The 23,479-nt window shown below is 42.6% G+C and carries 16 protein-coding genes; 4 read left to right on the top strand and 12 right to left on the bottom strand.

From position 1 onward, the window contains the following. Positions 1-36 precede the first annotated feature (36 nt). The 6 genes from QM738_RS03305 to QM738_RS03330 all read right to left on the bottom strand — a co-directional run bounded on the left by QM738_RS03305 (position 37) and on the right by QM738_RS03330 (position 11,059). Positions 37-246 carry a hypothetical protein gene (locus tag QM738_RS03305; RefSeq protein WP_462275261.1) on the bottom strand — a complete coding sequence of 70 codons (210 nt, stop codon included), beginning with the start codon at positions 244-246 and terminating at the stop codon, positions 37-39. Between the two features lie 28 nt (positions 247-274). Continuing rightward, complete coding sequence (locus QM738_RS03310) at positions 275-2,344, bottom strand: hypothetical protein (protein WP_462275262.1); 2,070 nt, start codon at positions 2,342-2,344, stop codon at positions 275-277. Between the two features lie 95 nt (positions 2,345-2,439). Then, a complete protein-coding gene (locus QM738_RS03315) occupies positions 2,440-4,113 on the bottom strand; it encodes a sodium:solute symporter family transporter (RefSeq protein ID WP_462275263.1) in 1,674 nt (557 codons plus the stop codon). A 7-nt stretch (positions 4,114-4,120) separates the two neighbouring features. Beyond that, on the bottom strand, positions 4,121-6,391 hold the full coding sequence (locus QM738_RS03320; RefSeq protein ID WP_462275264.1) for an FAD-dependent oxidoreductase: 2,271 nt from the start codon (positions 6,389-6,391) through the stop codon (positions 4,121-4,123). Positions 6,392-6,445: 54 nt separating this feature from the next. Beyond that, on the bottom strand, positions 6,446-7,933 hold the full coding sequence (locus QM738_RS03325) for a RagB/SusD family nutrient uptake outer membrane protein (protein WP_462275265.1): 1,488 nt from the start codon (positions 7,931-7,933) through the stop codon (positions 6,446-6,448). A 9-nt stretch (positions 7,934-7,942) separates the two neighbouring features. After that, positions 7,943-11,059: a SusC/RagA family TonB-linked outer membrane protein gene (locus QM738_RS03330; protein WP_462275266.1), complete on the bottom strand. Its 3,117-nt coding sequence runs from the start codon at positions 11,057-11,059 to the stop codon at positions 7,943-7,945. A 288-nt stretch (positions 11,060-11,347) separates the two neighbouring features. Between QM738_RS03330 and QM738_RS03335 the strand changes: the two genes are divergently transcribed. Further along, positions 11,348-12,508 carry a LacI family DNA-binding transcriptional regulator gene (locus QM738_RS03335; protein WP_462275267.1) on the top strand — a complete coding sequence of 387 codons (1,161 nt, stop codon included), beginning with the start codon at positions 11,348-11,350 and terminating at the stop codon, positions 12,506-12,508. Between the two features lie 2 nt (positions 12,509-12,510). Here the strand turns inward: QM738_RS03335 and QM738_RS03340 are convergent, their stop codons facing one another. Further along, positions 12,511-12,819, bottom strand: coding sequence for a carboxypeptidase-like regulatory domain-containing protein (locus QM738_RS03340; protein WP_462275268.1), 309 nt, complete (start codon positions 12,817-12,819; stop codon positions 12,511-12,513). 18 nt (positions 12,820-12,837) lie between these two features. Continuing rightward, positions 12,838-13,602 (bottom strand): class I SAM-dependent methyltransferase, encoded by a 765-nt coding sequence (locus tag QM738_RS03345; RefSeq protein ID WP_462275269.1) that lies wholly within the window; start codon positions 13,600-13,602, stop codon positions 12,838-12,840. Between the two features lie 288 nt (positions 13,603-13,890). On the opposite strand from QM738_RS03345, the gene QM738_RS03350 reads away from it, so the two are divergent. From QM738_RS03350 to QM738_RS03360, 3 genes are all read left to right on the top strand, one after another. Next, entirely contained in the window at positions 13,891-14,739 is an 849-nt protein-coding gene (locus QM738_RS03350) for an NAD(P)-dependent oxidoreductase (RefSeq protein WP_462275270.1), read from the top strand. 231 nt (positions 14,740-14,970) lie between these two features. Beyond that, a complete protein-coding gene (locus QM738_RS03355) occupies positions 14,971-15,537 on the top strand; it encodes a TetR/AcrR family transcriptional regulator (protein WP_462275271.1) in 567 nt (188 codons plus the stop codon). After that, positions 15,537-16,955: an MFS transporter gene (locus QM738_RS03360; RefSeq protein WP_462275272.1), complete on the top strand. Its 1,419-nt coding sequence runs from the start codon at positions 15,537-15,539 to the stop codon at positions 16,953-16,955. The genes QM738_RS03355 and QM738_RS03360 overlap by 1 nt, the downstream gene beginning before the upstream one ends. An 84-nt stretch (positions 16,956-17,039) precedes the next feature. On the opposite strand, the gene QM738_RS03365 is transcribed toward QM738_RS03360, so the two are convergent. Genes QM738_RS03365 through QM738_RS03380 form a run of 4 tightly spaced genes read right to left on the bottom strand, consistent with a single transcriptional unit; the run spans position 17,040 to position 23,236 of the window. After that, complete coding sequence (locus QM738_RS03365) at positions 17,040-18,080, bottom strand: glycoside hydrolase family 43 protein (protein ID WP_462275273.1); 1,041 nt, start codon at positions 18,078-18,080, stop codon at positions 17,040-17,042. A gap of 22 nt (positions 18,081-18,102) precedes the next feature. Further along, complete coding sequence (locus QM738_RS03370) at positions 18,103-19,530, bottom strand: MFS transporter (RefSeq protein ID WP_462275274.1); 1,428 nt, start codon at positions 19,528-19,530, stop codon at positions 18,103-18,105. Between the two features lie 16 nt (positions 19,531-19,546). After that, entirely contained in the window at positions 19,547-20,668 is a 1,122-nt protein-coding gene (locus tag QM738_RS03375) for an endo-1,4-beta-xylanase (RefSeq protein WP_462275275.1), read from the bottom strand. A gap of 18 nt (positions 20,669-20,686) precedes the next feature. Beyond that, positions 20,687-23,236: a glycosyl hydrolase 115 family protein gene (locus QM738_RS03380; RefSeq protein ID WP_462275276.1), complete on the bottom strand. Its 2,550-nt coding sequence runs from the start codon at positions 23,234-23,236 to the stop codon at positions 20,687-20,689. Positions 23,237-23,479: the final 243 nt, after the last annotated feature.

A 23,479-nucleotide genomic window follows, 5' to 3' on the forward strand; every position in this document is an offset into this window, starting at 1 on the left:
CTGTTCCTCTTTTTTAAAAATAATATTTGCATCAGTTCATTTTTTTGGTACCGGTTCAATTTCTATCAGCCGCATTCCGTACGCATCCATACTTACCGGTAAACTCAAAATATTTTTATCACTTTTTATTGTTGCTGTTGTTGTTTTGATTGCATTCAATTGTTTTACTTCTTCTGTGGTAAAATCTTTTTCGTATCGATCCGCTCCTCTTGTTAATGGCAATGTCTGGTATTTATCTTTCGACAATATGGCTTTTATATCCGCATCTTCCGGGCTACTGTACCACTGTGTAATTTTTAAGGTGAGTATTCTTAAAATTTTCTGGCAGGTCTTTTAACTGCAATTCGATACCGGAATAGTTGAGTGGCTTTGCATTGCTGTAAAATATAGAGGGGGAAGTGCAATAGACCAGTACACTTATTTTTTTATTCTCTTTGGTGGCAACCGCATGAAGCCCATAACCCTGTGCATCGGTTGGTGTTGCTGTTACCGGAATTTTTGCATCCCCCAGTTTGCTACGCAGCAATAAACCTTTTGCATAGGTTGATAAAATATGTTGTTTACCATAAGTTAGCAATACAAAATGCCATCCTGCACCACTGATAGGTAAAAAGTTTGCTTTTTCATTTTCGTAATATTCCTGCAGTGCAGCTGTAAAATTGGCCATGGCCGCTTCTTTTTTCATGGCGCCCTGCAGATCGCCCAGGTCTTCGATGGTGGAAGGTTCTGCCAACCCCATTTCATCCACTATTACCGGCAAATTGGTGTTCAGGTTATTTTTTTGCAACAGGTTTTTTAAACTATCCGCCACTCCTTTTATCATAGAAGGATAATTGCCCGGGAATAAATAAGTATGCCAGGTGATATAATCCAGTCTTTTTGCAGCAGATGCGTCGCTGCTGTAGCGCTGTAAAAAACCATTGATAAATTCCCAGCGGCTGTTAGGATTATTGCTTCCCAACCCAGCTATTTTTATTTGATCTTTTTTAGGTTGCTGTGCATTGAATAAGTTCACCGCTTCGTACAGGCATTTAAAAAAATTATAGTGTGCATCTGCCAATGCAGGTGTACTGGTCATATTATCCAGTTCATAAGGCATTTGAATAATGCGCAATGCAGGACAAACCTTTTTTGCAAAGCGAAGCGTGGTAAGATATCCTTTACGTACCTGCTCCCATTCTGCACCGGGTATACCAGCTGCCGGCAAAGGCAACTGGCCCGCCTGGCTGTATTGCTTATATAATTTTACAATGGGCGATAACTGCAGGTCGAGCATCACAGTATCGCTGTTGGCTGCAGCCAGTTGTAACCATTGCGTTAAATAAGGTACTTCGGCGGGATCCATTTGTGTTGGATCAGTTATTTTCCAGGGCAGGTTATGATGCTGGTACCGAAATACTGAAAAGCGTTTACCCATTGCTGTTGTTACCGCTTGTGCCATTTCCATCATTTGCGCAGAGGGGGATCCATACTGGAAATCTTTTACCGGGTTGCCGGAATAAGCCATTACCCTTAGTTCTCCCCTGTCCCGTTTTTCAACAGGCCCCTGGCAAAAAACTTCGATTGTTCCTTTCTGCTGCAGTTTTTCTGCAATGGCAGCAGTTGATATTTTCCATTCCTGCAGCTTTATATCATGTTCATTCAATGCTTTTGCAATAGTATCAGCAGAAAGTTGAGGAATAATTGCATAAGGGTCCGTTTGAGACATATCCTTGTAAACAGAACCGAGTACCAATGACGACTCCACATCCATGTGATGTGTTACGGAACTGAAAATAAATTCCATTGTATTGCCGTAAGATACCATTTGCGGATACACCCGGATATGCATCATACCTGATACGGTCACCAATGGTTTTGTGCCTGGTGGCGTGACTATTTTTTGCGTAATGAAATTTATTCTGAACAGACCGCCTGTAAAAGAGGTTTCCAGTTCAGGGCGTAGTTTACAAACAATCGTTTCTTCATCGCTGCCTTTTATACGCAATGAAAAAGCAATGCTTTCTTCGGAACCGATGCTGTACTGGAAAGGGATCAAAAAAGATACCGGTGTGCCGGATGCAGCTAAAGGGATTATTTCACTGGTACATTTTACTTCCCTTGCATAAGGTGATCCGCCTCTGAACAATAACTGAACACCCTGTATGGTACTGTTCTCAAAATTTTTATAGGTCTGTGTCCACAATGCACCATCATACCAGCCAAATTTTCCTTGCAGTGCATCTTCCTGTGCTTTGGCCGAACTATCGGGTAAAGGAAATTCGCTGTAACCATAGCGCCATTTAAAACTGGTGTGTGCATCGCCGCGGTAATATTTTTGTGCTGGTACGTTACATAAAAACATCAGTATAAAAAGAAATGTGCACATTGATCTATAGCAAAATAATTTTCCTCCTATACGCACATGCTTCATCATAATGCTTTCTGTTAATAATTGCTTTATACCGTATTTACTGCCGCATTTTTAGTGGCGTTCATCCGTTGCTTTATAAGAATGCTTCCTGCAATTGCCATAATTATGATCCCTATTGCACATGCCATTGCCCCGTTCTCTGCCACTGCACCCAATATCGCAATTCCTAATCCTACAAATATGGTGCTAAGAGCTATTACCCTTATGCCAAAAATATTTTGTTTGATCGCTTCTGCACTGCGGGCTGCATTGCTGTTATCTGTAACGATTTGCAGGTAAGGTATTTCCTTTTTGGTAACATACGCATATAATTCAAATACCAATAACAGCAAAATCGGAAAACACACGCCCAGCAACGTTTCCATTGTGAGGGAAAGGGTGATATCCAGTAATTTCGGACTGAGTACTTTAAAGAATAAACTCACCGCTAGTGATGTTACAGAAATAAAGATCAACGAAAACGAAGTCTGCCTTTTTGAAAACAGCGAATAAATGACCGGTGCAAATAAACTGCCGCCTGCAATGTTCGCTGTACTCAGCACCACTTTCACAATACCTCCTACCGCCGGCACCAGTATGGCTAAAAACACTGTAGCGGCGCCAAACAACACTGTAAATATCCTTGCTATGAGTATGGTCCTTTTTTCGGAACTGTTCTTAAAAAAAATATCTTTATAAATATCCTGTGCAAAAATTACGGCAGCTGTATTGATGGTGGTATTTGCTTTACTTGCTGTAGCTGCTATCATGCCTGATAATACTAAACCGATCAAGCCAGCAGGTAATATCTTTTGGCACAACATCATATAAGCGCCTTCAGCTTCTGTTCCTTGTAAGCCCGGGTTGATAACACGATAGATCATCGGCGGCAGCATCCAGATAATGGGCGCTACCAGGTACAATGCTCCAAAAAGATAGGCTACTTTTTTTGCGTTCTTTGTTGTTGACACGGATGTATACCGCTGCACATAACTCCAGTTGCCGCCCACATACACTACCTGGTACACAAAAAAGGCCAGCATAAAACCTACACTGTATTCCTGGTTGAATGGTTCGAAGAATTTACCGGGTGCTTTTTGTAAAAAATTCTGCATGCCACCTACATCGGTCAATGATAATGGAATGATGATGATAACGGATGCAGAGAGGATCACAAACTGCACCACATCAGTGGCAAGCACACCCCATAATCCTCCGCCCGTTGTATAAATGATAATTGTAACGCCGATAGCAATGATACAGGCTTCCAGCGAAAATGGTGTGGCCACATACACGATCTTTCCCACCGCATACAATATGGCCGCGGTGCTCACTAAACTATACAGCAGCACCATATAACTATAATATTGTTTGGCAGTTTTTCCAAAGCGTTTGCCCAGGTATTCGGCGGCTGTGGCGGCGCCTGTTTTTTTCCATCGACCCGCAATGAAAATGGCGGTGACAAAACCACTTAAGCACATCGTGAATTGTATGGCATTTGCCACCAGTCCGTAACGGTATGCTATAGAACCCCATACCACGAATGTAGCTGCAGAAAAATAAGAGATAAAAAGAGAGAGACTGTTGATCCACCAGGGCGTTTGCCCGCCTGCTTCAAAAAATGATTTGGAACTTTTGCTGCTTTGTACTGTAAACACCAAGCCAATGATCACCATTAAAATGGCGAATATGCTCATTACTCCAAAATCAAGTTTTGTCATACTTATTTTAATAACATCTTATCTCAAAAATTGCTGCGGGTATATTGGCAGCAGGATGTTCGCATTTTACCACTAAGGTATCGGTAACCAATGGTTCTTCCAGTACAATATTATTTCTTGTTTGATGATTCCCTGTTATATTTTTTATAAGATTGCCTGCGCCATCATAAATACTATAATTTCTCGTACAGAAAGGCATGATATTTTCCGGGTGCCCCATCAATACAGATTCCATCGGGTGATCCATGTCTGTATCAAAAGTTAACTGGATATTGTTTACAGTTACTGCTTTATTCCATTTAATGACCAGTTGCGGATCAACATCATTTAATGCTGCCACCCATGCATTGGCTGCAAGATAAGGGCGTGCGTATCCGTTCTTTATATTATCCGCCCTGTAGGTAAATAATGGTTGGGAAAAATTAATGGCCATATTCTCTCCCGCCGGTCTGCGCCTTGGTGTCCAGAATTCAAATGCATCCACGCCAATATCTTCAGGTGGTGTTTGCACACCGGTATTGGATACAGCTTTATTCTCTGCCTGGAAGAGCGATAGCAACCCTGTAAGCCTGGTGCCTGACAGGTACGCAGACACGCTTTCATTTTTACGGAAAATAATGAACGCATATTGGTTTTCTGTAAATACAGTTTGCCATTCCAGTTCTATACAATTGCGGCCCGGTTCCAGTTGTAATAATTTTTCTTCTACAATAAGATCGGGCGTATAACTCGCTTTGCGACTGCAAACTGCCAAATGCACAGGCAGTTCTGTTTTTCCCATTGCTTCTAAATGAAAACGCATCAATGGCAATTTGCCCGGCGATACCGGTATCAATTGTGCTATGCCGGTTTGCAAGGGATATAATTTACCACTTTCCGGTAAGGTAGATAAACTGTATTCGCTACTGGCTGTTACAGTTGCCTGTTGCACCAGGTCTCCGGTATCTTCGTTTTTAATACCGGGTATGAACTGCCCTGCTTTTACTAAGCGCTGCTGTAATGCTTGTATGTGAGCGGATACCTGCCTTGGCAATATCTTTTGTTCCGTTGCTATTGCAGCAGCAATTGCAACGGCCTGCGCATTGTATGCAGAAGTGCCCATTACTCTTGTAGATGCAAAGGCAACATGCGAGGCGCTGATGATCCTGCCGGTTAAAAAAAGATTGCTGATATTTTTACTGTACATGCAGCGGTAAGGGATCTGGAAAATCCCTTTGCTGTGCCATTGATTACAGCCGGGCAATTCACTGAACACTCCATCTGCAGGGTGCAGATCGATGGACCAGCCGCCAAATGAAACTGCGTCTATGTGTTGCCGTTGTTCCACAATATCCTGCTGCACCAGCATATAATCGCCGCAAAACCTGCGGCTTTCTCTTTTGCCGGGTATGGCACCCACCCATTCCAATGTATAGTTAGCCGCTTCCGGAAAATTGCCGCTGTTCTTGATATAATCCCATACGCCGTACACCACTTTCCATAATTCCCATTTAATGGTCTCTGTTTCTTTTACGGTATCCAGTCTTCCCCCATATTCTATCCACCACAGTTTACAGCCCTGTTCCTGCAGGTTGAATGTTTTATAACGTGGTATCGTTTTAATATCATTCAATGCAAATGATGGAGGAATATATTGCACCGGCTTGCCCGTATCCTTTGAATAAAAATAAAGGCTGTGCCCCAGCAATTCGCCGTATTCTTTTGAGGGTGCAAATTTTTCGTTGAACTCTTCTCTCGATTCAGCACCCATCCTGAAGGAAGCGCCGGATAAAAATGCAATAACACCATCACCTGATGCATCACAAAACAAAGGCGCTTTAAATGTGTACTCCGTCTGGTTCTGGCTGCAAATCCCCTTTACCGCTTTAATAGTATCTGCTCCTTCTTTTTCTACTTCGTATACTGCAGTGTTCAAAAAAAGGCGGATATTTTTTTCTTCTGTTATCTTTTCCAGTAAAATATAATCGAATATCACCGGGTTGCCTTCGGGATTACGGTAAGTATTCTCCACCAGCAGCTCATCTATCACACCACCTTCCCGTGCCCAGCGGTTATTATTACCCATGTGCGATGTAGCGCCCAGTATCCATAACCTTACTTCGCTGGAGGCATTGCCGCCCAGCACCGGCCTGTCCTGTACCAATACCACCTTCAACCCTTCTCTTGCAGCTGTTACGGCGCAGCATACGCCGCTTACACCGCCGCCCACTATCACCAGGTCTGCATCGATCTGTTCCGAAAAAAGATCTCTTGAGCTGCCGCCTTCGTTCAATATCATGCTTCAGTTCTTAAATGATGTTTAATATGTGCCAACCAAATTCAAAACAGAACATTACTTCCAGTCATCATTTTGTGTAAGCAATGGATTTGCATTGATCTCTACCTGTGGTATAGGGAAATATTTATTTTTTGCCGCTACTACCCTTGTTGGATAATCAGCATTTACCGCTGTTGGTATCACGGTAAGGAATTTATTGGTACGGGTAAGATCGTACCAACGGTCGCCTTCGCCAATAAACTCCCAGGATCTTTCCTGCAATACAGAATCGATAAAGGCAGTTTGAGAAAGACCTCGTGTAAGTATGGGCAAGCCTGCACGTATCCTTACAGAATCCATATAAGAGTACGATTCTGTTGCCGGTGCTCCTAAACGGGCCTGTGCTTCTGCAGCAATTAAGAATGCATCTGCCAAACGTAGTATATAAATATTGTTGTTGCCATAAGCGCCCACAGCATTGGGATCTTTGTATTTACCCATCAGCACAAGGTCTTTGGTGGCCAGCCTTGTATCAATGTTCACCCTTGTAACTGTTACATTCGATCCATTGATATAATTGGTATCCAGTAAAGCTTTTCTTTTATCTGCATTGCTGTACGAATTATAAAATGAACTGTACACATACATTGCTCCTGCGCCACCTTTATTGTAATTGGATACGCCATTGGGTGCACAGAAATAATGTATCTGCGATTGACGGATCGGGTTGGTGGTTGCATTCAGTTCTACTGCAAACATCACTTCCTGGCGTGCCAGGTCTTTTTTAGCTGCAGTGAACAAATCTGCTACAGACGGAACCAGTGCATACTTATTGGAGCTGATCACTGCTTTTGCACTGGCCAGCGCCACATCCCATTTACTATTATACAATGCTGCTTTTGCATGTAAAAGATAAGCAGCCTGTTTTGTCACCCGGCCTTTTACCAGTGATGCGGTATAATCTGGCAACAGCTGTTCTGCTTTTACGCAGTCTGCAAATATCTGCGCATATCCCTCATCGATAGTTGACTTGCCTACAGTTGCATTGTCGATAGAATTGGTAGCAGTTATTTTTACCACGATGCTGCCGAAATTCTTGGTAAGCATCCAGTGGCAGAACGCCCTCATAAAATATGCTTCGCCCACAATATTATCACGCCTTACCGCATCCATTGGTGTGTTAGGCACTTTTTCAATTACCCAGTTGGCACTTTCAATGGTGATGTAGGCCCTTTTCCATATTTCCTGTGGTGATTCGTTGCTGCGGCCAAAACCGTTCTGTGCCGAATAAGAAGGCTCATACAAAAAACTGGTCAGTGTGTTCCTTCCCACCACGTTGCGGGGAAACATCTGGTCGGCCGACCATTCTGCTGCAAACAACGGCGCACCGCTGTTGTACATGCCATAGAGATTTCCATATACAGCTGATATAGCCGCTTCCGCTTCTGCAGCGTTGGAATAAAAATTCTGGGTGTACATATTGGAATAAGGCGTTTCTTCCAATGCTTTTTTACACCCGCTGAAAACCATTATTATTATTGTGATATAGGTCAATCGTTTCATAAAAAAAATTTAAAGAGTTATTTGTAAACCAAAAAGGAATGAACGTGAGGCAGGGTACACAATATTGTCTACACCAAATTGTGTGTTGGAGCTGCCGAATGATCCCACTTCCGGATCAAAGCCTGTATAATCTGTAATGGTGAACAGGTTATTGGCACTTACATAAACCCTGGTTTTAGAAACATATTTTAACGAGAACGTGTACCCTAAGGAAATATTCTTGCAACGCAGGAAGGATCCGTTCTCAAGATAGCGATCTGATAAAGGCAATCTTCCGCCCTGGCTGCCTGCTGCCACCTGGAAATCACCGGAGGTATTGGTCGTGGTCCAGCGGTTGGCTGCACCTGCCAATACATTCCTGCCACCAATAGGGTTTTCCAGCGACCAGCGGGCAAGATTGAATATCTTATTGCCGGATACGCCGGAGAAGAATGCAGCAAAATCAAATTGTTTGTAAGTAAGTGTGGTAGAGAACCCATAAATGAATTTTGGATTGGCGTTACCGGTGATCACCTGGTCGGCTGCAGAAATGATACCATCCCCATTCACATCTTTTACCCTTTGTGCACCGGGACGTGGCTTGGTTACCGGCTGACCGGAAATGATCGGGTCACCGGTCTGGAACAATCCGTCATACACATAAGTTTTAAACAAACCCAGTGGTTCGCCTACACGCAGTACATTATAGTTATTGATCGCTACTTCTTTTGTAGAGTCATCAGCCAACCTTAACAGCTTATTGCGGTTAATGGTAAAGTTGGTGCTTACATTCCATCTCCAGTCTTTATTGCGGATGATATCGCCGCCTAATGACAACTCTATACCTTTATTCTGAATAGATGCAAAATTGCCTACCACTGCATCATAGCCGGATGATAAAGGAAGATTCTTTTTATAGATCAGGTCAGTTGTTTTTTTCAGGTAATAATCCGCTACAAAATTCAAACGGTTATTAAAGAAATCTGCTTCCAAACCGATATCTGTTTGTACGGATGTTTCCCATTTCAGATCGGGATTAGGAACGCCGGTTGGCAGGATCGCTTTGGTTAAGGTGTTATTGAATATATAATCGTTACCTGCACCAACAATTGCTAATGACTGGTAAGGATCAACCGCTGCCTGGTTACCCGTTTTACCTACACTTGCTCTCAGCTTTAAATTGCTAACCGCGTTGATACCGGACATAAAATCTTCCCTTTTTACATTCCATGCTGCAGATGCCGCAGGGAAGAAACCATATTTATTATTTTTACCGAACTTACTGCTACCATCCACACGGCCGGTAAGATCGAGATAATATTTGCCCTTGTAACTGTAGTTGATCCTTCCTAAGTAAGAAACAAGATCATCTTTTGTTCTGCCGGAGTTAACAGAAAAATTCTTTGCCAGCTGCAATGCTTCATTGGTAGTGGCATCATTTACAAAACCATAACCAATAGCGTAGTTGTAATTGCTGTTATTTTCCAAAGTGCTGAACACACCTGTAAATCTTAATGCGTGGTCGCCGATCGACTTATCATAAGTAAGAATGTGTTCCTGCATCAGCCTCATAAAATTATTATTCAGCTTCATACCATAACCACCCAGGCCACCGGCCAGTGTTATTTCGCCCGGCGTAAATGCGGTGGAGGGGAAATAATAATCGTTCAATGAATTATTGGTGTTGGCACTTAGGTTCAACCGGTACTTTAAACCTTTTGCAAGCGCAAGATCGATATAGATATTGCTTAACACGGTATTGGTGGTAGTGATATCTGTTGCCAAAGTGCCCAGCAATGGATTTCTTAATTCCGTATAATAAGATCCATAAGGTTGATCTTTCCATTGGGCAATGGTACCATCTGCATTGTAAGGATTGAGTGTAGGTGGCGCACTCAATATAGCGCCGATCAATGATTGTGTAAGACCGCCGCCATCATTATTCACCGATCCTGTCTGCACCCTGTTATTGATAGAACGGGTAAACGTAGTATTAGTTCCGATCTTCAGCCAGTTATTCACCGTATGCTCCAGGTTCATCCTTACGGAGTAACGATCGAATTTAGATTTCAGCACGATACCTTCCTGCCCAAAATAATTCAGCGAAACCAATGCTTGTGTTTTGGCATTGCCTCCGGAAAATGTTATCTGATGGCTCTGCATGGGCGCTTTGCGGAAAAGCACATCCTGCCAGTTGGTACCCACACCGAATGAATCGGGGTTGTTATACCTGTTCACACCATATATCTCATTTTCAATTTTTGCAAACTGGTTGGCATTCAGCATAGGAATTTTACGGGATACTTCCTGTGTACCAAAATAACCGTCGTAGCTTACATTAGACGTACCCGCTTTTCCTTTTTTGGTGGTAATGATGATCACACCATTGGCAGCCTGCGATCCGTAGATGGCTGCTGCAGATGCATCTTTCAACACTTCCACCGATTCAATATCATTAGGATTTAAAAAAGATAAGGAACTTACCTGGTTGGAAAAACTGCCCACACCGCTGATATTACCCAGCGTAGCCGGACCGGAAACACCCGCAGCCGTACTATTCTGTATCTGAACACCATCTATGATATATAAAGGTTCCGACGATCCGTTGATAGAGTTGGTACCCCTTAGGCGTACACTAATACTACCACCAGGCGCAGCATTATTTTGTGTGATCTGCAAACCGGGCACCCTGCCCTGCAGGCCCTGCGCCACATTCACCACCGGCGATTGCAACAGTTCGGATGCTTTTACGGATGTGATGGCACCGGTAACCTCCGATTTTTTCCGGGAGCCATAACCCACCACCACCACTTCATCCAGTTTGGTGTTCAGGTTTTTCAGCTCCACGCTTTTATAATCATCGCCCTGAGTACTGATCTCCCTTTCGGCAAAACCGGTATAGCTGATAATGATGACCGCACCGTTCTTTACTGTAAGCGTATAGCTACCATCAGCGGCAGAAATGGTGGTTTGCTGTGTACCCTTCTCCCGAATGGTGGCACCGGCAACCGGCTGTCCTTTGTCGTTGATGATAACGCCTTTAATGGTCTTAGTTTGCGCTGTTGCCGCTGCTGTGCAGCACAGGAAAACAAAAAAAGCCAGGAAGAAGCGGATTTTTTTTAGCAGATGTGATTTTCTTTTTTTCATAAACAGTCAATCGTTAGATAAGTAAATTTTTTGCGTTGAACAATTTCATGCAAGCCATGCTAAATTAAGATTGTTAAGTATTTGGAAAACGGACGGCTGCTACAATATGTATCGGGAACGATTTCGGTATCGTTCCCGATATGCAGCGTTCCCGTTACGTATAAAGTCATTTATTACTGTGAGGGCATTTTTGTTAAGTGTTGCGTTAAAAATACGGATGGCATAGCAGGGTGTTCTCAATTTTGTTTAATTTCCAATAAATTTAAACCTGTTCTCTAAACTTTTGCGATGATAAAATGCGTTAAATGCAACGAGGTAAGTGGTATTGCCAAAGCCGGGCAGGTAAGGGAAAAGCAGCGTTATTATTGCCGGCACTGCGATTATTATTTTACGCTGCAATCATCTTCTCCTGCTGTGGCCGCTACTGCCGCCAGCCATCATGCCACTATACTGGATATTGCCAAGCAATTAAAAATATCCAAGTCAACCGTTTCCCGTGCACTAAGAAACAGCAATGATATCAACCAGGAAACAAGGGATGCGGTTTTAAAAATTGCACGTAAGCTCAATTATGTACCCAATTATTTCGCTTCCAGTTTAGTAAGAAGAAAAAGTTATTCCATCGGTATCGTGGTGCCGGAACTGATCACCAATTTTTTTTCGCAGTTCATTATCATTGCGCAAAAAGCGGCATCGCTTGCGGGATATGAAGTGATCATCTGCCACTCCAACGAAAGTTTCAGTAATGAAATGGATGTACTGAAAAGATTATTTGCTTACCAGGTGGATGGCATTATTTTATCGCTGAGCGGTGAAACAAAGTCGCTGGAACATTTACAACCTTTCCAGGATGCAGGCATACCGGTGATATTATTCAACAGGGTAAAGAACCGTACCGGCCTGCCGAAAGTAATGGCCGACGATTACCAGGGCGCTTTTGCGGGCGTGGAACATTTGATCAAAAACGGTTACAGCAAGATCGGGCATATCGGCGGGCCTAAGAATTTACAGATCAGCAAGGATCGTTTTAATGGTTATAGCGATGCATTGGAAAAATACGGGCTGGAGTTAAATCATAACTGGATCTTTTACCACGATCTTACTACCGATGGTGCAAAAAAATGTGTGAAGGCTTTACTGGAAAATCCTTTGGAAATGGATGCCGTGTTTGCTATTAACGATCCTGCGGCCATTCAACTGATCATTGAAGCAAAAGCAAAAGGTATAAAAGTTGGGCCCGAGTTGGGCATTGTTGGCTTCAGCAATGATTCCCGTTCGGAAATTATCGAGCCCTCTTTGACTACGCTGGAACAACCGCTGGAAAAAATGGCGGAGACCTGTGTGCATCTCCTGCTCAATAAAATAAATGATCCCAAATTTGTGGTGCCCAATTCCACTGTATTAAAAACCACTTTGATCGAACGTTGCTCTTCGAAGAAAACGCAATAGATCTATCTTTTTTTAAGCTTCACCAAAATTGTTTTAGCAGCATCACTCACCTGCAACTTTTTTTCTTCATATTCTTTATGCGAAAGCGTTAGCGAAACAGGTAGCGACTGCCAGGAAATAATTTTGAAGGCGCCTTTCTTATCCGTCACCGCTTCTTCTTCTCCTTTTACCGAGTAGATATATACATTGCTTACCGGAAGCCCTGTTGCAGCATCCTGTATCACACCCTGCAACTCCACTGCAGGCAATTGTTTTTTTGTACCGGTAAAAGAAAAACCAAAAAAGAGCGAGATCATTACAGCTGCTTTCATAAAATATAATTTAATTTTTTATACTGCCATATGCCCCCAATAAACCACGGTCTCATAATCAATTCTTACCAACCCGTTCTCGTTTTTAGCAACGAACAATTGTATCAGTTCTGTTATCATAGCATCGTATGATTCGTGGCCCGGCAATGGTATGTACGACTTTGATAACAGTTGTCCCTTCAGCGCTTCAAAATCGAGCAATTGTGTATTGCTGAATATTTTCGTTTCCGGAATTTCCGTCTCAAAAAAATCAGCGATCAATTCCGGTTCTATCTGCACCGGTCCCTTCTCCCCGATACGGTACTTGTCGCGTAGCGCTGTATACTTTTTTTCAAATTCTGTTTGATTCCGTTGACGGTTCCAGGCCAACACCACCTGTCCACGTGGTTTTATAATGCGCTTGCATTCTATTTTCGCTGCCACCGTATCCAGCCAGTGAAAAGTTTGTGCCACTGTGATCAGGTCCGCACTTTCTTCCGGCAATCCGGTATCTTCTGCAGTTGACCGGATGGTTTGAAATAATGGATATTTTTTCAACCGCTCTTCCCCGGCTTTGCGCATGGCTTCGTTGGGTTCAATGCACACTACTTTATAACCCCTGTTCAGCAAAGGCTCTGCAAACAAGCCTGTGCCGGATCCAATATCTGCAATAGTTGCAGCAGGATTAAGACGTATATTATGTTCTATAAAATCAAATAATGCTGCGGGATAACCCGGGCGGTACTTCGCATAGTTTTCAGCCCTGTTCGAAAACCTGCTTACCGGTGAAATTGTACTGATCATCTGTTTTGGTTTATTGAATGCCTTTTTTAAAATCTGTTTCTTACCTGCGAAAATAATGGTATTTTAATTGTCTACCAAAATAGTAGACTATAAAAATGATGTTAATTGTACAAAGGACGCTGCTTATTTTTGGTGGCTGAAATTATCGTTGTTATATTTCTTATAAAATGAAAAGTGACCATTCTTTTAACTTAATTATATCATCTATAGCTGCAGCATTCCAACATTTATTTCTTTAAACAAACAATTTATCAAGTTGTTAACTTTACCAATAAATAAAACAGTTTTATGAAAGCATTTCTGGGAATGGGTCTTTTAGGCTCCAATTTTGTTAAAGCGATGCTCCGTAAAGGAGATGCCGTACAGGTATGGAACAGGACAGCTTCAAAAGCGAAGGCACTCGAAAAAGATGGCGCCAAAGCATTTGATGATATTGTGGATGCAGTAAAAGGCGCTGCTATCATTCATCTTACCCTTAAAGATGATGACAGTGTAAATGAAATACTAAAAGCAGCCAGCACAGGTTTTAAACCCGGTGTAATAATTATTGATCATACCACCACATCCGTAAAAGGCGCTGTTGAAAGAACAGCTGAATGGAAAGCCAAAGGATTTACTTACCTGCATGCGCCTGTATTCATGGGCCCGGCCAATGCGCTGGAAAGCAGCGGCAATATGCTGGTATCCGGCGACCAGGACCTGATCAACAGCCTGACGCCGCAATTATCAGCAATGACAGGTAAACTGTTGAACCTGGGCGCCGAAGTGGGCAAAGCATCCAGCATAAAACTGATCGGTAATCTTTTTTTGTTAACACTTACTGCAGGATTGTCGGATACGCTTGCATTAGCTAAAGCTTTGAACATTGCACCTGCAGATATCTCTGCACTGTTTGAGTCGTGGAACCCCGGCGCTGGTATGCCGGCAAGGTTCAGCAGGATAGCGAAAGGTGATTTCAGTAAACCTTCGTGGGAATTGAATATGGCCCGCAAAGATGCCGGCCTAATGATGCACATCGCAAATGAAGAAGGGGTAAAACTCAACCTTATACCGGCTATTGCTGCTGATATGGATAGCTGGATCGCAAAGGGGCATGGTGCTGATGACTGGAGTGTGATAGCAAAAGATAACCTGTAAAGTGATCAGGCGATGTATCAGAAGCTCCTGCCGGGATGCAGGGCGCACAATATTTTAATCGAATAAAAAAGGGAACGTTGTACAATGTTCCCTTTTTTATTTATCCTCGTTGGCGTTTTTCGCACTGTTTTGTAAAGGGTTACAAGCCTCTTCAAGCTCATTTACAGTTTTTTAAGAATTATTTAAATAGACAGACTTGTCTATTTAAATAATTTACCCTAGTTTTGTTCTATGAAAAAGCAAAGAGGACAAATTGTAGTCGATAAAATACTCGATACAGCGGAAAAGCTCTTTTATACACAAGGCTATTCCAATACGGGTATCAACCAGGTGATAGAAGAGGCAGATATTGCCAAAGCTTCCCTGTACAAACATTTTGAATCCAAGACAGACCTGATGGTGGCTTACCTGCAACGTTTTCACCTGGGTTGGTACCAGCGACTAGAAGAGGCAGTGGAGAAAGTAACCGATCCGCAAAAAAAGTTACTCGCCATCTTTGATCACAATATCAACCGGCAGCAGATCAGGGAGTTTGGTGGTTGCCCGTTTGTAAAAGCGAATGACGAAGCCGGCACGACTGACCCGAAAATACTGGCCGAGATACAATTGGCCAAACAGCGCCTTAAAAATTTTATCGCAAAACTGGTAGCACAGTCCGGCCACAAAAAAATACTCACTGATAAAGAATTGACCGAAACTATTTTCCTGATGGTGGAAGGAGGAGTTGTTGCAGCATCTGTATTTAAGGAAGCGGACGATCTGCAGGCTGCAAAAAAAATAATTCAAAAACTATTATAATGAAACCTACAAAAAATAAATGGCTGGAGCTGATCATCGTGTTATCGGCACCGTTACTATCTGTTATTGATGTATTTATCGTTAACATAGCCATACCTTCCATTAAGAAAGGGGTGCATGCAAATGATGCGGAGATACAACTGGTGATAGCTGCATACCTGTTGGGCTATGCGGCCTTTTTAATTACCGGTGGCCGCGCCGGTGACCAGTATGGCCGGAAAAAAGTTTTCTTCTGGGGCATGTTTGCCTTTACGGTTGCCTCAGCACTTTGCGGTTTATCTACAACCCCGCTGCAACTGAATATCACCCGGTTCATCCAGGGTTTTAGTGCGTCGTTTATGGTACCGCAAACCATCGCCTTTATCCAGGTATTATTTCCCGAACCTAAAGAACGTGCAAAAGCCATCAGCCTGTTTGGTATCACGCTCGGTTCTGCTGCCACTATCGGGCAGGTGCTGGGAGGTTATCTTTCAGCTTCGCATTTTGCTATTGAGGGCTGGAGGCTGATCTTTTTTATCAATGTACCGATCGGCGCCGTCACCCTTTGGGCCACCTATAAATATGTAAATGAAACCGCAACTAATCAAAGCAACAAATTCGACTATTCCGGTATTGTTATCCTTACTGCAGCATTGGTTTGCCTGATACTGCCGCTGATAGAGGGACGGGAAAAAGGATGGCCTTTGTGGAGCATTTTATTGCTGGTGGTATCATTCGTAATATTTACTTATTTCCTGGCTGATCAAAAACAAAAACTGGCCAGGAATAAAAACCCTTTGGTTGATGTACGTTTATTCAGCTTTAAAGATTTCAATATCGGCCTTTTAGCAGTGTTGTTTCATTTCATGCTGCATACTGCTTACTTATTATTGAGTGCCGTGTACCTGCAAAATGGATTGGGTGTATCTGCCCTCGATTGCGGATTATATTTTATTCTTCCCGGAATATTATTTGTTGTATCATCTGTATGGGCCTCCAGGTTAATGTTGCGTTTCGGTAAGCGTGTATTGCAGGTGGGCGCATTATTCATGTTCATTGCTTTTCTGCTCCAGATAAAATTTTTATTGCCCGGTGCCAACAGCTGGGTTATCATAGCTTTAATGAGTGCATGGGGATTAGGCAATGGCGCCGTATTACCATCATTGCTGAACATTGCTCTTAAAAGCGTTCCGATACAATATGCAGGTGGCGCTGCCGGCGTGTATTCCACTTTTCAGCAAACAGCTTCGGCATTGGGTGTAAGTATCATTGGTGGTATTTTCTTTTACTTTTCCCGCCAGGGCTGGCAGGTAGCCTATACTGCCGGTATTATTGCGATACTGGTTTGTGTTGCTTTGGTAAGCCTTATGTTATACCTGCTGCCGGAAGGAAAGCCTGCGTTAAAAAATGATCCCGGTGCGGTTATAGTAGCAGACTAAATAAAATTATCCTAACTAAAATAACAGCAGGTTAATAAAAGGACCAAGGAAAAAAGATACTGCAAAAAATAATCCTTGTTATTCCTATTGCCGGTATGGAGTTATTGTTTGAATAGCCCCGTTATCATCATGTACCAGTTCTGTTACTTTTACGCTGCGCAGGTGTGTAACGCCTTTGCTCAGGCTGCTGTCGTGGTAAAACAAATACCATTTGCCATTGAATGCGCAGATGGAATGATGGGAGGTCCATCCTACTACCGGTTCCAGTATCCTTCCTCCATAAGTGAAAGGTCCGTAAGGGTTATCACCTATTGCATAGCATAAATAATGTGTATCCCCGGTGCTGTAAGAAAAATAATATTTTCCATTGTACTTATGCATCCAGGAGGCTTCAAAAAAACGCCTGTCATTGTCGCCCTGCAAAAGCGGCTGCCCGTTTTCATCTGTAATAATAATATCCGTGGGCGTTTCTGCAAATTCCAGCATGTCTCCTGTAAGTTTTGCAACCTTGGGACATAAGGCCGGTTCACTATCCAATGGTAAATGTGCAAAGGGGCTTTGTGGTTCATCTGCATTAAACACTCCGTTTTTCCAACGCTGTAACTGGCCGCCCCAGATACCTCCGAAATACATATAACAACTCCCATCCTCATCTTTAAATACTGCCGGATCGATAGAAAAACTATCTTTCATCGCTTCCGGTTGCGGAATAAATGGCCCTGCCGGCGACTTACTAACTGCTACACCTATACGAAATATGCCATCATATCCCTTTGCAGGAAAGTATAAATAATACTGCCCGTTCTTTTCTGCTGCATCGGGTGCCCACATTTGCTTTTCGGCCCAGGGCACATCGTTTACATGCAGGGCAATGCCATTATCGGTGGCTTCAGTATCTGCCGGGCTGTTCATGCTCAGTACATGATAGTCCTCCATTGCAAAATGACTGCCCAGGTCGTCAAAGGCATCTCCTGCATCAATATCATGCGAAGGATAGATATAGATCTTTCCTTCAAATACATGGGCCGAAGGATCGGCTGTGTAAATATGTTTTACGAGCGGTTGAGAAATGGCTCTTTCGTTCAGCGCATCAAAATTGATATGGGCGATGGAATCTTCTGGCATTTTTAGAATGAGTTATGAATTATTAATTGCGGCGTTGTTTAAGATCGGATTCGATCTGCACTTCCATTTTCTTATTGATCTCATAAAAGAACAGTAATGCTACAGCGATCAAAAATGGAATGGCCGGATAAATACTTACCAGCATTTTAGTACCGTTGATGGCTGTTTCCGTTTGGCCGGTAGTGCTTTGTGGTATATAATTATATTGCCCCAGTATCCATGATACCAGTGAGCTGCCGATACTTAGTCCGGCTTTCAATCCCACCATCATGGCAGAAAAGATGATGGCAGTAGCACGGCGGTTATTTTTCCACTCACTATAATCAGCCACATCAGCGATCATTGCCCACAATATAGGTGTACTGATACCATAGAAAAATCCATGCAATACCTGTGTAGCAAAAATGATCCCGATCGACTTAGGAGGGAATATATAAAACAATAACAGGAATAAAGTTGAAATAAATAAAGAAGCCATGAACACATTGCGCTTACCGTATTTATTGGAGAACCATTGTGATATCATGATACCGATCAATCCCACTATAATACCACCACCATTAAATACACCCAGTCCTAATGAAGTATCATTTTCAAACGTGGGCAGGAATTTTTTAAAGGGCTCCAGGAAAGAAGTGAGCGCTGCTTTGTCTACATAATTTTCAAAATAGTAAACATAAGAACCTCCCTTCATGGCCAGCGTGATAAAGATCAATGTTGTTACAACGAGTATGATCAGCCAGGGTTTATTTTTTACCAGGTCGCCCAGGTCTTCTTTTACGGTTGATTTCTGTTCCGGCTTGGGAATGATCCTTTCTTTGGTGGTTAAAAAACAGATCACCAGCATAATAGTACCAATGATGGAAAGCACGGTCATTACTTTGGATATGCCGATTGCTTTTGCTTCTACGGAATCTCCTCCACCTGCTTTTATTATAAAGTTGTACATGAATACCTGTACAAAACATTGTGCAAACATTACAGCAACAAAACGGTAAGAGCTTAAACTGTTGCGCTCTTTCATGTCGCCGGTGATCACACCGCTTAATGCACCATAGGGTAAATTGTTGGCTGCATACAACAGTAACAGTAACGCATAAGTTACAACCGCATACATCACTTTTCCCTGGTAAGAAAATCCGGGTGTTTTAAAGGCCAGCAGGGATACTACGCCCAGCGGTACTGCCGTCCACAATATCCATGGCCTGAACTTACCCCATTTGGAATTTGTTCTGTCTGCAATAGCGCCCATTACAGGGTTAAATACAAATGCGGCAATAAGGCCCACCACAAGCGTTAACATGGAAGCATGCTCTGGCTTTAAGCCGTAAATGTTCAAATAGTAATAAGAGATCCAGGTTACCAATGTTTGAAATACCAGGTTGGCGGCAAGATCGCCCAGGCTGTAGCCTATCTTTTCTACTACAGATAATTTTTGTGAACTTAGCATTATACTGATTTTGGTTTTATTGCTTTTTTCCAATTGCTATCACCGCATCAAAGGCAGGCTTTGGTTTAAAGTTCCTGTCGAATAGTAATGGGTAATTGGTTCTTCCTGGTACCGGCCAACCGTTCAGCCAGCTTTGCCCATCGTTAACGCCCCAAAAAGTAACCCTTGCAATTTTATCTTTATGTTTCAAAAACAATTTAAATAAAGATCGGTAATCATCCGCTAATTTTTGCTGAATACTGTCGGGTAATCCATTTTTATATGGATCCATAGTGGGATCTGCCTTCATCCGCTGGTTAACATCCGCTCCCTGGAAGTTGCGCGGCAGCACTTCAATATCCAGTTCGGTGATCATTACTTTAATTCCTAATGCCGCATATTGTTCAATACTTTCTTCTATTTCCTTTAGCGGCAATTTACCTAAATGCCAGTGCCCCTGTATACCCACACCATCTATCCGTACACCTGCAGCCTGTATCTTTTTTATCAATGCAATACATCCGGCACGTTTAGCTGGTTGCTCATTATTGTAATCATTATAATATAAATGGGTGTTAGGCGCTGCGGCCTGTGCCAGCCGGAATGCTTCTGTTACAAAATCGTCGCCCAGCTTTTGAGAAAAAACTGATTTGCGCAGGGTGCCGTCTTCATTCAATGCCTCATTCACCACATCCCAGGAATACACTTTGCCATCATAACGGCCTGCAACGGTTTTGATATGGTTGGTAAAAAAAGTTCTGAAAGAATCAACACTTTGTATCTGGCGCACAAATGGGGGCAACTGGCTATGCCATATCAATGTATGTGCATTTACCAGCATATTATTTTTAGCGCAATAAGCCACCATCTTATCTGCCATATCAAAATTGTATACATCCCATTGCGGGTGAATGATCTCCGCCTTCATGATATTTTCCGGTGTGGCAGTGTTGAACTGCTGCGGTATCAGCAAAGCTGCCTGTGGGTCTTTTTCTTCTATCTGCGTACTGTTGAGCGCTGTGCCAATAGTAAAATCCTTTTTATATACTCCCTTCAATGAAGGTATAGTACCACCCGGATTATTTTTTTTAGAAGAAGAACAGGCTATTGCCAGCAGGGTTACTGAACAGGCCAACAGCCATAATTTTTTTTGTTGCATGGTTGTATTTTTAATTAATTATTTCGCCATTGTTTCCGGTGGGCCAAGATAACTCTGTTTTACTCCCCCGAAATCCAGTATTAATTTTTGCAGCACTACCCCACTGTTTACCATCCAGTATTTAAGGATATGTTTCCCGGGTTTGCTGATATTATGCCGGGTGTTTTTAATGATGATATTTTCTGCCACCCATTTTCTCCAGCCATCACCAATAGCATTTTGTTGCTCTTTATTAATGCTGATCAGCTGTGGCTGCTCATCGTCCACAGATATGGCATATTGCAGCCCTTCTGGTGTATTATTAAAATTAAGCGTAGGCGAAAAAAAACTGCTGACAGTAAAACTTCCCTTACTATAAGTGTAAAATTCATATTCGAGGTGCGGAGCGCCGGTCCCGGGTTTTTGTCCCTTAGCTGTAACCGGGAATCCGGTAACAGCCGAACCCGTTTTTCCATGATCAGGTAACTTCGTCCATACAATTCCGTTACTATTGATTGCCTTTGAAAAGTGATCAGCTTCTATGGAAACATACAGCTCTTTTTCGAAGAACTGCGGATGGGTTCTTTTTAAAGGATACCTGGCTTTTTTATCCAGTGCAGTTGAGTCATATTCAGTTTTTGCGTCACTTGCAGCTATGTATTTTATATCGGGCATAGTTTGAAAGGCGGGCTCCTGCCAGCCACTGTAACCGATATGTTTCTGGCTCATCATATAATTCCATTTACCATTATTCAGCTGATGGTACTGTAATGTTATCAGCGAATCGTTCAAATACAGTTGCTTTACTTTATCAGCATATTCATTGGCAGAAAGCCAGCTTTTATCGTAAGCATCCTTATTCAATGCTGCATTATAATACATTTCGTTTAAATTGGCGCAGGCTTTTACCGGGTGCAGCACCAGTTGAAAATAAGCATCTTTATATTGCTGCGGTAAAAGATCATTAATATATGTTGTCTTTTTCAGCAGCGCATTGTAATCTTCCACCACCGTACGCCATTCTCCATAATTAAAACTATAAGTGTTGGCATCCAGCAGTTCGGGTTTGCAGCGGCCATTGTATTTAGCATATTTTTCCAATATATCCGCTATGTCACTGGCATACTGCGGGCCAAATTGCGCTGCCGCCCATTGCGTGCCGTATGCATGTATATCTGCTGCTTTGATCTTTTCGGGGTTCCAGGCATAATCCAGGAAAAAAGATATGGGAAATTCCATTGGTTTGATGTCGCCCACATTTACCACCCATATCTGTCGTACATCATATTCCCAGGCCAGGTGCATTTGTTCCCATATCCTCGGCAGTGGGTTTGTATTAAGCCATTTATAGTTCCTGGGGCCGCCCACATAATCAAAATGGTAATAAATGCCATAGCCGCCCTTACGTTCCTTTTCGTGTATGCGTGGTAGTTTTCTTATATTTCCCCAGTTATCATCGCACAGCAGCAGGGTCACATCATCCGGTACCCGCATGCCTTTATCGTAATAATCCTGCACTTCTTTATACAAGGCCCACAACTGGGGTGTTGCTGCGGCTGGTTTTTGTGTTACTTCTTCCAGTATCTTTCTTTGATTGCTCACAATTCTTTCCAGCAATTCTGTTGCGGTACCCTGCATCATAGGCATATCGCCATCTCCCCGCATGCCCACGGTTACAATGCTCTCGTGCCTGCCCATGTGCTCAATACCTTTTTTCCAGAACTGTCTTAATACCGTATCATTTTTAGTATAATCCCATGCACCGTTGCCAAATTTTTTCCATTCCTGTTGCGCCCGCAGCATAGGTTCGTGATGCGATGTGCCCATCACAATGCCATATTCATCTGCCAGAACAGGGTTTAATGTATCATCTGTATTAAAAGCGCTGCCCCACATGGCAGGCCACAGGTAATTGGCTTTGTTGCGCAGCAGTAATTCAAAAACCTTTTCGTAAAAGAGATGATTGAAGCCACCGAATTTTTCTTTGGTCCAGCCGCTAAGACAAGGAGCTTCATCATTGATAAAAAAGCCCCGGTATTTTACTTTAGGCGCATCTGATACATTTATGGTTGCATTGATGTAAACATTTTTTTGTTTTTTCACCGGTACATCTGCCCACCAGTACCAGGGAGATACGCCTATTTGCTTAGATAGTTCAAATACGCCATAAGCAGTGCCTCTTCTGTCGCTGCCTGCTATTACCAATAAGCGCTGGCCGCTTTTTGCATCGTTGATCATCTGGATATGATACGCCTCCCATTTACCGGTAATTGCATACAGGTCGATCATTTTTTTATCCTGCAGTTCCTTTATAAAACCATTGCCATGTATACTGCCCACAACAATGATATTTTTTTGTGCTGCATCCATGCTGTTGATAATGGTGGGTTTTGTGCCGGTTACTGCTTCAATATCCTGTTGCAGTAATGCTGCGGATCGTTTTACCAGTACCTCATCTTTATCATCCGTGTATATAACCGCATTGGCCAGGTTAAAACCTGATGGCTTTACTGAAATTAATTGTCCATCGGCTTTTATAAAAGAAATGGATAGTAATGCCAGTGTTATTATACCGCGAAACTGTTTCATATACCAATGCGTATTTGTTACAAAAATACCCGTTCTACTATTGCCTTATTCATATCTTTTGTTGCAACAATGTAAATATCCTGTATTTCGCTAAATGATATGCCTGTATGTTTTTTGTTTTATCAAATTTCGGCGGGTAATTGTTACAATGATAAAATAAATGATGTGGAACTGACTACCTGTTGAAAGGCTACGGGAACCGGGAGTATAAAAAAGGGCGCTTATTGTAATGCGGCTGTGCAA

This window comes from Ferruginibacter sp. (assembly GCF_049840995.1).
Lineage (GTDB): Bacteria > Bacteroidota > Bacteroidia > Chitinophagales > Chitinophagaceae > Ferruginibacter.

Coding starts and splice junctions, on each gene's coding strand:
- QM738_RS03320 (WP_462275264.1), bottom strand. CDS start 6,391: ATGATATTGAACGAAGGCGGCAGCTCAAGAGATCTTTTTTCGGAACAG.
- QM738_RS03365 (WP_462275273.1), bottom strand. CDS start 18,080: ATGCCAGAAGATTCCATCGCCCATATCAATTTTGATGCGCTGAACGAA.
- QM738_RS03330 (WP_462275266.1), bottom strand. CDS start 11,059: ATGAAAAAAAGAAAATCACATCTGCTAAAAAAAATCCGCTTCTTCCTG.
- QM738_RS03375 (WP_462275275.1), bottom strand. CDS start 20,668: ATGCAACAAAAAAAATTATGGCTGTTGGCCTGTTCAGTAACCCTGCTG.
- QM738_RS03345 (WP_462275269.1), bottom strand. CDS start 13,602: ATGATCAGTACAATTTCACCGGTAAGCAGGTTTTCGAACAGGGCTGAA.
- QM738_RS03380 (WP_462275276.1), bottom strand. CDS start 23,236: ATGAAACAGTTTCGCGGTATAATAACACTGGCATTACTATCCATTTCT.
- QM738_RS03370 (WP_462275274.1), bottom strand. CDS start 19,530: ATGCTAAGTTCACAAAAATTATCTGTAGTAGAAAAGATAGGCTACAGC.
- QM738_RS03310 (WP_462275262.1), bottom strand. CDS start 2,344: ATGTTTTTATGTAACGTACCAGCACAAAAATATTACCGCGGCGATGCA.
- QM738_RS03340 (WP_462275268.1), bottom strand. CDS start 12,819: ATGAAAGCAGCTGTAATGATCTCGCTCTTTTTTGGTTTTTCTTTTACC.
- QM738_RS03355 (WP_462275271.1), top strand. CDS start 14,971: ATGAAAAAGCAAAGAGGACAAATTGTAGTCGATAAAATACTCGATACA.
- QM738_RS03315 (WP_462275263.1), bottom strand. CDS start 4,113: ATGACAAAACTTGATTTTGGAGTAATGAGCATATTCGCCATTTTAATG.
- QM738_RS03335 (WP_462275267.1), top strand. CDS start 11,348: ATGATAAAATGCGTTAAATGCAACGAGGTAAGTGGTATTGCCAAAGCC.
- QM738_RS03325 (WP_462275265.1), bottom strand. CDS start 7,933: ATGAAACGATTGACCTATATCACAATAATAATAATGGTTTTCAGCGGG.
- QM738_RS03360 (WP_462275272.1), top strand. CDS start 15,537: ATGAAACCTACAAAAAATAAATGGCTGGAGCTGATCATCGTGTTATCG.
- QM738_RS03350 (WP_462275270.1), top strand. CDS start 13,891: ATGAAAGCATTTCTGGGAATGGGTCTTTTAGGCTCCAATTTTGTTAAA.